Here is a 12,902-nt window from a genome sequence, read left to right on the forward strand (position 1 = left end):
ATTTCAGCCAACCATGCCGTCGAACTCCCCCTTGCGCGCTCCGTCGAGGAATGCCGCCAGTTCGGAGGAGGTGAAGATCAACGCGGGTCCCTCGGGGAAGCGCGAGTTGCGCACCGCCACCTCGCCCCTGGGCAGCCGCGCAATTTCAACGCAGTCGTTGTAGGCATCGCTGGCCGTCGCCTTCACCCATGCCGCGCCCGCGATCGCGTCGGCCCGTACACCGTTGTCGTAGTCCGCCATCGTTTGCCGCCTTCCTTGACCCGAGCGGCGCGGAGCCCTGGTTGGCGCCGCGCCTCACACAACTCCACGGATCCTCGACGGACGCGTACCCCCGCCGCTGAAATTTCACGGATCCTCGGAGTGCCGCCGATCGTAGCGAGGTCGCGCCGAGCCGTACTGTCCCCCGAAAGTGGGCAATTCCCGTCCCTGGCAAGGGTTTTAGCGGGTCCCGGGTGACCGCGGGCCCATCGAAGACCGGCGGGCCCGCTCATCGGTGGGCCCGCTCAGTGGAAGCTCAGTGGAAGCAGAGACAGAACGGGTGCCCGGCCGGGTCCGCGTAGACCCGCCAGTTGGCGTCCGGGTGGAGCTGATCCGTCCGCTCCAGCACGGTTGCCCCGAGGGCGAGCGCCCGCTTCTCCTCGCCGTCGAGGTCGTCCACGTCGAAGTCCAGGTGGAGCTGTTGCGGGCGCTGCTGTCCCGGCCACTCGGGCGGCACATAGCCGTCCACCCGCTGGCAGGCGAGCGGAGTCCCCTCGAAGCCGTGCACCTCGATCCAGTCGGGATCGTCCGGGTCCGCCACCACGCGGCCGCCGAGCAGCTCCGCGTAGAACTCTGCCAGCCGTGCCGGGTCGGCACAGTCCAGCGCGACGGCCTGCAACTTTCGGATCACGTCCAACACCCTTCGCTCATCGCCCACTTCTGGGGCACCGCGTACGGGAGTGGGCGTACCCGTCGCGCGGCCGGGAATGCGCGGACCCTACACCGGGGGCACGACGGCGTCCCGACATCGGGGCCGCCGCGGTGCGCAGCGCGTGGGCGACACGGGGTCGTCGCGGCCGCTGCGGGGCCGAAGCGCGTGTACGACACACGGGGCCGTCGCGGCCGGCGGCCCCCGGGCCTGGCGCGGCATGCCTGCGGTTCGCGCGGCGTGGCACTACCGTCGTGGCCATGACCGACAACTCGCTGCGTTCCGTCAGTATCGAGCGGGCCGGCCCCGGCCGGTTCACCGCGACCAACACCCGCGGGGGCACGGTGACCTTCGGCACCGGCTCCGGCACCGACTTCACCCCCGTCGAGCTCCTTCTCGCGGCGATCGGCGGGTGCAGCGCGGCCGACGTCGAGGTCGCCACGAGTCGCCACACCGAGCCGACCGCCTTCTCCGTGACCGTGACCGGAAACAAGGTCGAGGACGAGGGCGGCAACCGGATGTCGGATCTCGTGGTCACCTTCTCCGTGGCGTTCCCGGAGGGCTCGTCGGGCGACCGCGCCCGCACGATCCTGCCCCGGGCCGTGAAGACCTCGCACGACCGGCTGTGCACGGTCAGCCGCACCATCGAGGCGGGCACGCCGGTCGCGGTGACCGTGACCGACGCGGCAGGGGATGCCTGAGGCTCCGGTTCTTCCGCGCCTGACCGGCCCTTCAGGGCCCGTCAGGTGTCCGCCGATGGCGTGGTGCCTCACCTCTCGATGCGGCGGGACTCACGGTTTGTGGGTGACCCAGAGCAGTTCCGCCGGCCAGCGGTGTGCCCAGTCGGGTGGGTCGGTTTCGTTGTAACCATTGGGCGTCCCGCGTTCGGGCCGCGGCTCGATGAGGTCGTCGATGACGAGACCCGCTCCGCGCAGGACCCTGACCCAGTCGCCGTAGGTGAGCTGATAGCTGGTCGCACCATCTTCTTCGGCGATGGTGTTCAGCCCGAAGTAGTCCCGCTGCAGCGTTGTGGTCACGCGGCCGGCGGCTTCGTCGTAGCACGCTTCGAACCATGGGCCGGCGACGTTGAACACCAGGCGCCCGCCTCGGTTCAAGACGCGTGCGGCCTGCGGGACTGCCAGGTGCGGGGGCGCCCAGCTGAGCCCGCCGAAGTCGCAGAATACCAGGTCGAAACTGTCGGCGGCGAAGGGGAGTCGTTCGGCGGCGCCCTGCACCAGTGGATAGCGGTCCGCTCCCATCGCGCGGGCCGCTGCCGCGAGTTGGGCTTCGGACAGATCGAGCCCGACCACGGTGGCGCCCTCGGCCGCGAGCGCCCTGGACCACTGGCCGGCGCCGCAGCCGAGTTCGAGGACGCGCTTGCCGGTGACGTCGCCCAAGGCGTGCAGGTGCGCGTCGGGAATGGAGTACATGCCCCACAGCCGGGGGCCGGCGCCGATCTGCGGGTCGTGCTTGTGCTGGTAGGCGCTGCTGATCCGGTTCCAGAGCCGCCGGTTGGCGGGGATGCTGTCCACGTGCCGACTCCAGCACTGCCTGCCAGGGGCCGTCAACACCGTGGGGGGCACGTAACGGTCGCGGTCGGGGCGCGGACCGCTTCGCCCGCCCCGGCCGCGCCGCCCTCCCCTGTTGCGCCGTCCTCCCCTGCTGCGCATCCCTCCATCGAAGTGGCCGTCACGAACCCCTACCTGCAAACATCTGCGGATGTTCACTCTTGCCGACGATCTCGGCCACCTCTCCTACACCGTCACCGGCGAAGGCTCACCCGTAGTGCTCGTGCACGCGGGTGTCGCCGATCACCGCATGTGGGATGCCCTGGTACCCGCCCTCGCGGAGCTGCACACAGTCATCCGTTACGACCTGCGCGGCTTCGGCGAATCCGCCCCGCCGGCCGGTTCGTTCAGCGAGACCGACGACCTGCGCCGCCTCCTGGACCACCTCGGCCATCAACGCATCGACCTCGTCGGCGCGTCCTGGGGCGGCCGGGTGGCCGTGGACTTCACCCTCGCCCACCCGGACCACGTACGGTCGCTGACCATCCTCGCGCCGCCGTGGCCGGGATACGACTGGTCCGCGGAGATGATCGCGTACGACGAGGCCGAGACGGCGGCGCTGGTCGCGGGTGACCTCGACACCGCGGTCGGGGTGAACCTCGACATGTGGCTGCGCGGTCCGGGCCGTGGTTGGGAGGACGTCGCCCCGGGCCTCGCGGAACAGCTGCGCGCCCCGATACGTACCTCGCTGGTGAACCAGGACGTCGTCGGTCGGCACTCCTTGGGCGGCGGGCGGGGCGACCTCGCCACGATCGCCGTTCCCACCCTGGTCGGAATCGGCTGCCTCGACGTCCCCGACTTCCAGGACATCGCCCGCCGGTACGCCGACGAGATTCCGGGTGCCGCCCTGGTCGAGTTCCCCACCGCGGCCCACCTCATCTCCCTCGACGCGCCCGTCGAACTCACCGCGGCGCTCCGCGCGTTCCTCACGCGCTGACCGCCGCACCTCTCCCGGCGCCCTCCCGGCGCGTGACGAGTGTCCCGGCCGGGGTTCGACCACCGGGTCAAGTGACGGACAGGACCGGCTAGTTGTGGGGCCTGGGTTCGCCCCAGCGTCGGCCGGCGCGGTCGCCGAGGATGGTGACCCAGCGCGGGAGCCCGGACCGGCCGGCGGCCTCGGCGCCCGGCACGTCACGACGTGGCCGGTCCCCGGCCCCGGGCAGCGCGCGGTCCGTCACCGAGAGGAGGCGGGTCATGGTCGCGGGTGCCAGGCCCTGCAGCCGTACGGCCACCTTGGCGGCCGGGGTGAGGACGAGCTCGGGCCGGCCGCGTTCGGCCGCGCGCACCACGGCGCGGGCCGCGCGCTCCGCGTCCATGGACAGCAGGGGCAGCGTGGCCGCCGCGCCGAACCAGCCGTACTCCGCTCCGGGGCGGCCGTGGAAGCGGGCCGCGGTGTGTGAACCGGTCCGCATCAGCCCCGGGAACACGCTGGTCACACTGACGCCGGAGCCCGCGAGCTCGGCCCGCATTCCCTGGGAGAATCCGGCGGCGGCGAATTTCGCGGTGACGTACGGCAGCAGGTGCGGTGCGGCGATCCGGCCCCCGATCGACGAGATGGTCACCAGCGTGCCCGCCCCGCTTTCGCGGAGGTCGGGCAGCGCCGCCAGGGCGATGCGCACGGGGGCGAAGAACATCGTCTCCATCGCCTGTCGGAAATCCTTCTCCTCGAAGGCCTCCATGGGGCCCACCTGGATGATCCCGGCATTGTTGACGAGGACGTCCAGCGGCCCGAACCGTTCGTGAACGGCGTCGAGCAGCCGCTGCGGAGCGTCGGCGTCCGTGATGTCGCAGGCGAACGAGGCGACGTCGGCCCCGGTGGCCCGCAGCTTTTGCTCCGCCACGGCGAGTTCTCCGGCGTCGCGGGCACACAGCATGACGCGACAGCCCCGGGCGGTCAGCTCGCGGGCGATGAGCAGCCCGAGGCCCCGTGAGGACCCCGTGACGAGTGCGGTGCGGCCTGCGAAACGATTTCGTCGAGGGTTCATACTGCTGCTCCCGGGGGGTGGGGGGGCGAGGTGTTCCGCCGCCCTCCCGGTTCCCGTCGATGGCGTTCCTACACAAGGTGACGGGGCCGGTGCGGACGGGGAACCTTCGGGTGCGGGCGCTGTCAGGGGTTCTGGCCGAAACCATGAGCCGATGAGCCGATGAGTCGATGGGTCGAGGGCGCGTGGCCGTCGCCCCACCGTTCACGACAGCGCGGATCTCCCCGTCCCGCAACCGGCCGGACCCGGACTCCGCTTCCCGTCGGGGCGGCTCGGGACCAGGTCCCAGCCCTCCGTGACCCCGACCGTCGTGGACGTGGTCCGGGGCGACGACCTGCGTCATCGGGGCCGGCCGCGCCCGTGACGGCGGCTGCGCACGGGCAGGCGCGCGGCAGGGCGCCCCCTGATGCCGGGCGGGAGCCGGGCCTGATGCCGGGCGGGAGCCGGAGCCTGGGGCTCGCCCCGCTCGACGGCCGGACAACCAACGGTCGTGGGTGGCGACCCCGTACCCCGGCTTCGGCCGGTGACGGCACACCGTGGTCCGGCCCGGCACAACGGATGGTTGGGTCCGTCTAGAGTGGCCCGATGGACACCGAGGCATTGCGATCGTTCGTCCGGGCGGCCGAGCTCGGGCAGTTCCAGCACGCGGCCGACGAGCTGGGCGTGAGCCAGCAGGCGGTGTCCAAGCGGATCGCCGCTCTGGAGCGCGCCCTGGAGGTGCGGCTGTTCGCCCGCACCACCCGGGGGGTCGAGCTGACCCTCGACGGCCAGGCGTTCCTCCCCCACGCGCGGACCGTCGTCGCGGGCGTCGAGCGCGCCGTCGCGGCGGTCAGGCCGGGTTCGCGGGCCCTTCGCGTCGATGTCCTCGGGCTGCGCAGCGCCCAGGCCGTCGTCCTGCACGCGTACTGGAGGTCCCGTCCCGGGACCGATCTCGACGTGGTGACCCTGCGGGTCGACGACCCCCGGGTGGCCGTCGCCGCCGTCGAGGCGGGTGATGTCGACGCCTCGTTCCGGTCCGTCACCGACCCGGCACTGCTCCCGCCCGACGTGCGCATGATCCACGCGTTCCACTCACCCCTCGAACTGCTCGTCGGCCCGAGACATCCGCTGGCCTCCGCGCGACAACTGACACCCGCGCAGCTGCGCGAGCACCGGATCTGGGTGCCCGGCATCGCACCCCGAAGCGAATGGGCGGACTTCTACGATCAGTTGGCCGCCGACTTCGGCCTGCGCATCGACGCGGCCGGCCCGCACTTCGGTGACGAGGTGCTCCTGGACACGCTCGCGGACTCGTCGGACGTGGCCACCCTGGTGGGGGCGCGCGACCGGTACATCTGGCCGGCCACCTACGATCTGCGCCGCATTCCGCTGGTGAATCCGACGGTCGCCTATCCGCTCTCGCTCCTCCTGCCCCGGACGAATCCGCATCCGGGACTGCGCGGCATCATCGACCACCTCGCGACCCTGCCGAAGCTCCCGGAGGCCGTCTGGCTCCCGAGCTGGGCGGCCGACGTCTGACGACCGAGGCCGACAACGGGCCGGTACAACTCCCCTTCCAGCGGGTCGCGTTCGCCGCCAGGCCACACACGCTTATGGGGTGCATGACAAGTCTGGGTGCCGGAAACGTAGACTTCCCGCCAACGATCTTCGCAGCCGTGGCCGTGGCCCGGGGCGGCCCAAGGAGTGCTTGGCGGACACCGTCCGGTATCCGTCCCGCCTTCGCCGCTCCGTCCACCCCTGGCCACTCGGCCCGGAGACGCTCCCGTCCGCAAGGGGGTGGCCAACTGCCGCCCTTCTGGCATGACTTGAGGTTTTGAAGAATGAGGATGGCCGTAAAGGCGCTTTCGTTGACAGCCGCCGGCGTGCTGCTGGGCTCCCTGTCGGGCTGCGGCTCGGACGGGGACTCCGGCACCAAGGGAGCGAGCGGGAGCGGCGGCGCCGCAGGGGCCGCGCTCACCAGCAAGATCACCGCTCCGGCCGCCTTCGACACCGCCAAGGGCTGGGAGATCAAGGCGGACTGGCTCCCCCAGGGACAACCGCTGCCGTACGCGGTCTCTCCGGGCCGGGACGCGGTCGGCTACCTCGACCGGACCGCGCAGGGCTATGTCCTGAACGTCCGCGACGCGTCGTCCGGCACGGCGCTCTCGACGAGCACGCCGTGGAAGGGGCCCCAGCTCAGCGAGAAGCAGAGCCGGCAGCCGAGCTCCGAACTGGCCGTTCCGCAGATCGCATTGGTCGCCTCGGGGCAGCGGGAGTACTTCGCGGTGTGGGCGCTGGGACAGGCCCGCAAGGACGAACTCCACGAGTCCAAGGAGGTCGTGTCCGTGGCCTTCTACCCGGTCGACGCATCGGGCAAGGGAGTTGCTCCGGCCGCCGAAGGCACCGCCGAAGCCCCCGACGGGGATTTCGACCGGCCCAGCGTGTTCGCCGGGCCCGGAGGTCTGCTCGTCACCACGTACGGCCACGACTCCATCCTCGTGGCGCCCGACGGCAAGGTGACCCCGCGTGGCAGCGAGGAGGTCACCCTCAACGGCGAGGCCGCGGACCCGGACTACCTGGAGTCGTTCCCCGGCCCGAGCGGGCTGGTGACCAACGGTGAGGACGGCGGCACGGGCATGGGCGGCTTCGGCGCCGAGCGCGGCTGGCAGAGCACCAAGGTGGCCCCGGCGGGTGCCGATCCGCTTCTCCGGTACGACAGCGTCGTCAACGGCGTCCGCACCGAGCCCAACGGCCGCATCGTGGGCGCGGCCGGCAATCACCTGATCGCCAACTGGACTCCGAAGGGGGCAGGGGCGGGCACGGGCGCGTCGGACGGTCTCTCCGCCATCCACGACATGGCCACGGGTGCCGTCCAGGCCACGGCCGCATGCGCCGCCGCCGGCACGGAGTACGACGCCGACGTGCCGAATCCCAAGAGCCTGGCGGAGGTTCAGCCGGCCGTGTCTCCCGACGGCCACTACCTGGTCAAGGGCGGCAGCGTCTACGACCTCCGTACGGGCAAGGGCTCATGCCCGGACGCCGGGGACGACGCGAAGAAGATCACGCTGAGGACGGTCGGCGACGACGGCACCGCGTACGGTCTGGCCGGGGACAGCAAGGCGATGACGCCGGTGGCCGTCTCGGCGAAGACCGGCTCCGCCGAGCCGCTGCCGGAGATGACCAGCGTTCCCGACGCCCTCACCAAGGGGGCAGGAGTGTTCGTCACCTACGCCGGTACGGACACGATGCGTCTGGTCGTGCTCGACCTGCGCGGCTGAGCGCCGTACCGGCGGGGGCGCCGAACCAGCGGCGCCGGCGAACCGGCGGGGGCGGCGGCCGGCCGGCATGGCTCGGCATTGCTCAGGAGGTCGTCCGCCGTCCCCGCAGCGCCGAGGCGAGCGCGGCGACCAGGGACATGGCCGTGGCCACGCCGAACACGGTGACGAGGCCGTCGTGGAAGGGGCCCGAGACCAGTTCGGGGAAGAAGCTGTGCCCGGTGAGGACCGCGACGTCGTGTGCGGGCAGGGTGTCCAACACCCCACTGGGCGCCAGCAGATGACTGATCGGATTGTTGCCGAGGAAGGTGGCGAACAGGGTACTGACCGGCGGCAGCCCCGCCACCTGCTCGGCCGTCCCCGACGGGACGCCCTGTGCCTGGAGCCCGCCGCTCAGCGCGTGCGGCAGCGAACCGGCGAGGCCGGCGATCATCAGCGAGAAGGAGAGGCCCATCGACAGGGCGGTACCGGAGTTCTGGAACGTCGAGCGCATTCCCGATGCCACGCCGCGCTGTTCCGGCGCGACACTGCCCATGATCGCCGATGTGTTCGGCGCCGAGAACATGCCCTGGCCCACTCCGCTGAGGAGCAGCAGTCCGGCGAACGCCGGGTACGAGAAGTCGACCGGCAGGGCCAGGAGTCCGAGGAACGAGCAGGCCACCAGGAGCAGGCCGCTGGTGGAGAAGAGCCGCGCCCCGAAGCGGTCCGACAGATAGCCCGATACGGGCCCGGCCACCAGGAAGCCCAGGGTGAGCGGCAGCATGAAGATGCCCGCCCACAGCGGCGTGCGCTCGAAGTCGTAGCCGTGCAGCGGCAGCCAGATGCCCTGGAGCCAGATGATCAGCATGAACTGCATGCCGCCCCGCGCGATCGCGGTGAGCAGCGCCGCCATGTTGCCGGCCGCGAACGCCCGGTTGCGGAACAGACCGAGCTGGAACATCGGCTCGGCGATGCGGGTCTCCACGATGCAGAAGACCACGAGGAACAGGACTCCCGTACCCAGGCCGCCCACCACGAAGGGGTTGGTCCAGCCCGTCGAGTGGCCTCCGTAGGGCTGGATTCCGTACGTGATCGACGCGAGCAGGGCGCCGGCGCCCGCCGTGAACGTGAGGTTGCCTGCCCAGTCGATCCGGCCCGGCCTGCGGCTGCCGGTCTCGCGCAGGCTGCGGTACGACCAGACGGTGCCGATCACGCCGATCGGCACGCTGACCCAGAACACGGCCCGCCAGTCGACGGTGGCGAGGAGGCCGCCCACGATCAGCCCCAGGAACTGGCCTGCCAGGGCGGTGATTTGGTTGACGCCCAGCGCCATGCCGCGCTGCCGTGTCGGGAAGGCGTCGGTGAGGATGGCCGCCGAGTTGGCCGTCAGCATGGACCCGCCGACCGCCTGGACGACCCGGAAGCCGATCAGCCACAGCGCGCCGCTGCCGCCCTTGAACGGATCGAGGGAGAGCGCGAGCGAGGCGCAGGCGAAGACCGCGAACCCCATGTTGTACATGCGGACCCGGCCGAACATGTCGCCCAGGCGTCCGAGGGAGACGACGAGAACGGCCGAGACCAGCAGGTAGCCGAGGATCATCCACAGCAAGTAACCGATGTTGCCGGGGGCGAGGGGGTCGAGCCCGATGCCGCGGAAAATGACGGGCAGCGAGATGATCACGATCGAGCCGTCGATCGTCGCGATGAGCACGCCGAGGGTGGTGTTGGAGAGGGCGACCCACTTGTAGCGGTCGTCCCGCTCCTGGGGGGCGCCGGTGCCGTCGCCGGTTCGCGTCGCGCCCGCGCCCGGCACGCCGCCACCCCTGCCGGACGTGGCTTTGCCCGACGGTGCGGTGGGCGTGGGGCCGTTGGGCGTGGGGCCGTTGACGGTCACAGCCGCTCCGCCAGTCGTTCGAGCAGGGACAGCGCCGCCACGAGTTCGCGCCGCTCGGCGAGGGTCAGTTCGGCCTCGATCGCGCTGGCGAGGCCCTGCACGGACTCCGACCTCCGGTCCAGGATCACCGTGCGTCCGGCATCGGTCACCCTCATCACCACCCGGCGCCGGTCGGACGGGTCCGGCTCCCGGCTGACGAGCCCCTTGTGCTCGAGCGCGGCCAGCGTCGTGGCCATGGCTTGGGGCCTTACGCGTTCCAGCTCCGCGAGCGCCCCCGGGGAATCGGGCCCTTCCCGCTCCAGGCGGGCCAGCACGGACACCTCCGACAGGGTCGTGTCGCCGACGGCGTGCGCCCGGCGCAGCTTGCGGGCGATCCGGCCGACGGCCAGGCGCAACGTCGCCGCCACCTCACCGGGGTCTTCGGGGCCGGTCGTGCGCTTGGCGCCTTCCGCGGAAGGTATGACGTGATCCATGAATAGTTACAATAGACTTATCAAGTTGTCGTAACAAGATGCACTCCGGGCGCCCGGGGGGGGCCGAGGGCAGGAGCGCGTCCGCACCGCCCACGACCGGTGCCCGGCACCCGCAGCCCCGCACCCGTCGCCCGTCGCCCGGAAATTCGTGCTCACGAGCAAAATGCGACCCCCACGCCCCGCCCGACACCGCTTTTCCTCCGCCGACCGGAAGGACACAAAGGGCGAGTATCGGAAAGTCACCGTCATCGCAAACCCTTCCCCACTCCCCCTTCCGTCCCACCCACAGCAAATTCACAGCTACGCACAAATAAAACGGCGCGGCGCCGCCCGTCGAAAATTCCGACGAGTGCCGCCGTGCCGTTTTTTATGACCTCTTGAGCGAGGGCTCGCCAACTCTTTGCGCGAGCAGGACGGGATTAATTAACGGTGACAGACCTTGTGCGCCTTGTGCCAGGTCTTGGTCCAGTACCCCGGGTGCACCTTGCCGTGCCGGTCACGCCTGGGCTTGTGCCAGGTCTTCGTCCAGTACCCCTTGACCACGTGGCACTTCTCCTTGCCGTGAGCCGCGGCCGCGACCGTGTGCTGCGGCGCCGCCTCGGCGACACCGACCGAGGAGAAAGCCACGCCCGCGGTGAGTGCCGCAGTTGCCGCACCGAGAGCGATCACACGCTTGACGCCTACCATCATGACGCCACCCCTTCTGTTCTTTTAACACCGTCCGACGAGTGGGACAACGACAGTTTTATCACCGATGCCTCTGCGGAATACGAGGGCCGCTCGGGCGCGCGGGAGCATGACGCAGTTGCGAGTCAACCCACGCGCGCCCCGGAAAAGCGACCCCTCTTCCATCGACGCTTTGCCGGTCTGTCCCTTACGGATCGACGTAAAGTGCGGGGACATGTCATAAACAGAAATAACAAAGGGCGGCGCCCGCGGCCCTCAAGGGGTGCGGGCGCCGCCCTCTGGGCCGGCGGACGCGACTAGCGCCGGCGGCGTCCGGACCAGCCGGCGCCGATGCCCGCCACGTGGAGGGCCAGCACGGCCAGCCCGAGCAGCATCACGTTCGTGGACGTGAACACATGGTTGGTCGACATGTCCGCAGCGTTGATGAGGAACGCGATCACGAACAGTACCGCCGCGCCTATGGCCAACATGGCATCTCCTCTTCCCGGTTGATGCCCTCCGAGTGCCCCCTCTCATCAGCAGGAACCCCCCTGGAAGGGCCCGGCCCGCCGACGCGGCCGTCAGGCGGTGCTCAGCGGGTGGGCCGCCGTGGCCGAGCGCGGGGGCCAGGCCCGCGGGGCGAGGATCCCGAGGACGTAGGCGCGGGCCACGAGCGCGGGGCGGGTCGCGGCGCCCAGTAAGTCGCGCAGGCGGCTCAGGTGGTAGTCGACCGTCTGCCGGGACAGGTTCAGGGAGGTGGCGATGTCGCCGTTGCTGCTGCCCTCCGCGAGGAGGGACAGGATGCGGACCTGCGCGGCCGTGAGCGACGGGTGGGCCTCGTGGGCGAGGCTGTGGTGGGTGACCACGGCCCACACGTGCCGGGCGCGCGCCGTGGCCTGGCCCACCGTCGTCAGATGCAGCTGGGCGCGGCGCTGGCGCCCCTGGGCGTCGATGAGCACCGCGTACGTCTCGACCCGTCTGGTGCGGCGCGCTATCAGCCCGTTCCACCTGCGGTGCAGCCGGTCGAGACCGGGCTCGGGTGCCAGCAGGGTGTGTGCGCGCCGGCCGACCAGGTCGGGCAGGCTCAGCCGGAACAGGTCGGCGGCCGCCGAACTCGCCTGTACCACGCGCCCGTTCGCCGACAGCAGGGCGCAGGGCAGGCCGCTGTGATCGCGCAGCGCCTGGAGACTGTCCTCGGCCTCCTGCCGCTGCACCGTGGCCCTCAGGTGGTCGGTGATGTCCACGTAGATCCCTGCGACGCAGGTGTGCGCGTTCTCCCGCACGGGGAAGCGGTGGCCCACGGCCTGGCCCGCGCTGCCGTCCGGGCGCCGGTAGTCAAGGGTGTGGCGCACCGGGGTGCCCCGGGTGAGGATCTCCTGGTCGAGGGCGCGGAACTGGGCCGCTTCGGCGGGAGCGTCGACGTCCTCGATGAACTTGCCGACGACGTCCTCGGGAACGGTGCCGTAAAGGTGCGCGTAGGCGTGGTTGGCCCACAGGTAGCGGCCGTGGCGGTCCCGGATGAAGGCTGCCGCGGGCGCCAGGTCGACGAGGTCGGCGAAGGCGGCGTAGCGCCGGGGAGCGCCGGGGTGGGTGTCGACCTCGACGGCGAGTCCGCGCGTGCGGCTGGGGGCGCTGCTCCCGTCGAGGGGCCAGCTCACGTCGAAGGTGCGGCCGTCGAACCTGGCCTGCCAGCGGCCGTCCTGGGGCGGGTGCCCCGGGTCGGCGAGTTCCTGGCGCATCCGGTCGAGGAAGCGTTGTGCCGTGCCCGTGTCGGCGAAGGCGCCGCCTCCCCGCTCCCGCACCTGCCAGGGTTCGTCGACCTCCCACCAGAAGACGGGAAGGTCTTCGAGCAGTGCCTTGAAGCTGGAATCGTTCACAGCGGTCTCTCCGTCCGTATGCAATCCGTACGCAGTCGGCTGACGCACTGTCACGTTGCGATGGGTATCCCGTCCCGGCCCCGGGCATGCTCGGTTCTCGGCCGAAGTGGCGGCCGGGCGTGCGTGCTCGGGGAACGTGCGCGGTGGCCCGACGCGGGCCGCGACTCAGGCATTTGCCTGAACGGCAGGCGTCCCCCGTGGCGTTGCGGACGTCTGTCGCGTGGTCCCCTTGAGTGTGCGGGTGACCACGCTCCGACACATACGCCGGGGTGTTCCCCGCACCCGGTGCATCCGATGCGCAT

Annotated in this window: 13 protein-coding genes; 4 read left to right on the forward strand and 9 right to left on the reverse strand. The window is 71.2% G+C overall.

What is annotated here, in order from left to right:
• Window positions 1-3 precede the first annotated feature (3 nt).
• Entirely contained in the window at window positions 4-240 is a 237-nt protein-coding gene (locus OG432_RS02100) for a DUF397 domain-containing protein (RefSeq protein WP_328307101.1), read from the reverse strand.
• A gap of 274 nt (window positions 241-514) precedes the next feature.
• Window positions 515-889, reverse strand: coding sequence for a VOC family protein (locus OG432_RS02105; RefSeq protein ID WP_328307103.1), 375 nt, complete (start codon window positions 887-889; stop codon window positions 515-517).
• A gap of 278 nt (window positions 890-1,167) precedes the next feature.
• On the opposite strand from OG432_RS02105, the gene OG432_RS02110 reads away from it, so the two are divergent.
• A complete protein-coding gene (locus tag OG432_RS02110; RefSeq protein ID WP_328307105.1) occupies window positions 1,168-1,608 on the forward strand; it encodes an OsmC family protein in 441 nt (146 codons plus the stop codon).
• A 90-nt stretch (window positions 1,609-1,698) separates the two neighbouring features.
• Here OG432_RS02110 and OG432_RS02115 read toward each other — a convergent pair whose 3' ends face one another.
• The gene (locus tag OG432_RS02115; RefSeq protein WP_328307107.1) at window positions 1,699-2,439 is read right to left on the reverse strand and encodes a class I SAM-dependent methyltransferase; all 741 of its coding nucleotides are present in this window, start codon (window positions 2,437-2,439) and stop codon (window positions 1,699-1,701) included.
• A 187-nt stretch (window positions 2,440-2,626) separates the two neighbouring features.
• On the opposite strand from OG432_RS02115, the gene OG432_RS02120 reads away from it, so the two are divergent.
• Complete coding sequence (locus OG432_RS02120) at window positions 2,627-3,412, forward strand: alpha/beta fold hydrolase (protein WP_328307109.1); 786 nt, start codon at window positions 2,627-2,629, stop codon at window positions 3,410-3,412.
• Window positions 3,413-3,500: 88 nt separating this feature from the next.
• Here OG432_RS02120 and OG432_RS02125 read toward each other — a convergent pair whose 3' ends face one another.
• Window positions 3,501-4,460: an SDR family NAD(P)-dependent oxidoreductase gene (locus OG432_RS02125; RefSeq protein ID WP_328307111.1), complete on the reverse strand. Its 960-nt coding sequence runs from the start codon at window positions 4,458-4,460 to the stop codon at window positions 3,501-3,503.
• Window positions 4,461-5,042: 582 nt separating this feature from the next.
• Here OG432_RS02125 and OG432_RS02130 point away from each other — a divergent pair.
• The gene (locus OG432_RS02130; protein WP_328307113.1) at window positions 5,043-5,975 is read left to right on the forward strand and encodes a LysR family transcriptional regulator; all 933 of its coding nucleotides are present in this window, start codon (window positions 5,043-5,045) and stop codon (window positions 5,973-5,975) included.
• Between the two features lie 302 nt (window positions 5,976-6,277).
• Window positions 6,278-7,714, forward strand: a complete 1,437-nt coding sequence (locus OG432_RS02135) for a hypothetical protein (RefSeq protein WP_328307115.1) — start codon at window positions 6,278-6,280, stop codon at window positions 7,712-7,714.
• Window positions 7,715-7,796: 82 nt separating this feature from the next.
• Here OG432_RS02135 and OG432_RS02140 read toward each other — a convergent pair whose 3' ends face one another.
• The 5 genes from OG432_RS02140 to OG432_RS02160 all read right to left on the reverse strand — a co-directional run bounded on the left by OG432_RS02140 (window position 7,797) and on the right by OG432_RS02160 (window position 12,600).
• The gene (locus OG432_RS02140; protein ID WP_328314971.1) at window positions 7,797-9,401 is read right to left on the reverse strand and encodes an MFS transporter; all 1,605 of its coding nucleotides are present in this window, start codon (window positions 9,399-9,401) and stop codon (window positions 7,797-7,799) included.
• 179 nt (window positions 9,402-9,580) lie between these two features.
• Window positions 9,581-10,057 (reverse strand): MarR family winged helix-turn-helix transcriptional regulator, encoded by a 477-nt coding sequence (locus OG432_RS02145; protein ID WP_328307117.1) that lies wholly within the window; start codon window positions 10,055-10,057, stop codon window positions 9,581-9,583.
• A gap of 423 nt (window positions 10,058-10,480) precedes the next feature.
• Entirely contained in the window at window positions 10,481-10,747 is a 267-nt protein-coding gene (locus OG432_RS02150) for a hypothetical protein (RefSeq protein ID WP_328307119.1), read from the reverse strand.
• A 293-nt stretch (window positions 10,748-11,040) separates the two neighbouring features.
• Window positions 11,041-11,214: a hypothetical protein gene (locus OG432_RS02155; RefSeq protein ID WP_328307121.1), complete on the reverse strand. Its 174-nt coding sequence runs from the start codon at window positions 11,212-11,214 to the stop codon at window positions 11,041-11,043.
• A gap of 90 nt (window positions 11,215-11,304) precedes the next feature.
• Entirely contained in the window at window positions 11,305-12,600 is a 1,296-nt protein-coding gene (locus tag OG432_RS02160) for a PAS domain S-box protein (protein WP_328307123.1), read from the reverse strand.
• Window positions 12,601-12,902 lie beyond the last annotated feature (302 nt).

The organism is Streptomyces sp. NBC_00442 (assembly GCF_036014195.1).
Taxonomy (GTDB): domain Bacteria; phylum Actinomycetota; class Actinomycetes; order Streptomycetales; family Streptomycetaceae; genus Streptomyces.

What these genes read in the sequence shown, in the direction of transcription:
- OG432_RS02145 (WP_328307117.1), bottom strand. Translation starts at nt 10,057, where the DNA reads ATGGATCACGTCATACCTTCCGCGGAAGGCGCCAAGCGCACGACCGGC.
- OG432_RS02125 (WP_328307111.1), bottom strand. Translation starts at nt 4,460, where the DNA reads ATGAACCCTCGACGAAATCGTTTCGCAGGCCGCACCGCACTCGTCACG.
- OG432_RS02155 (WP_328307121.1), bottom strand. Translation starts at nt 11,214, where the DNA reads ATGTTGGCCATAGGCGCGGCGGTACTGTTCGTGATCGCGTTCCTCATC.
- OG432_RS02100 (WP_328307101.1), bottom strand. Translation starts at nt 240, where the DNA reads ATGGCGGACTACGACAACGGTGTACGGGCCGACGCGATCGCGGGCGCG.
- OG432_RS02110 (WP_328307105.1), top strand. Translation starts at nt 1,168, where the DNA reads ATGACCGACAACTCGCTGCGTTCCGTCAGTATCGAGCGGGCCGGCCCC.
- OG432_RS02150 (WP_328307119.1), bottom strand. Translation starts at nt 10,747, where the DNA reads ATGATGGTAGGCGTCAAGCGTGTGATCGCTCTCGGTGCGGCAACTGCG.
- OG432_RS02130 (WP_328307113.1), top strand. Translation starts at nt 5,043, where the DNA reads ATGGACACCGAGGCATTGCGATCGTTCGTCCGGGCGGCCGAGCTCGGG.
- OG432_RS02135 (WP_328307115.1), top strand. Translation starts at nt 6,278, where the DNA reads ATGAGGATGGCCGTAAAGGCGCTTTCGTTGACAGCCGCCGGCGTGCTG.
- OG432_RS02120 (WP_328307109.1), top strand. Translation starts at nt 2,627, where the DNA reads ATGTTCACTCTTGCCGACGATCTCGGCCACCTCTCCTACACCGTCACC.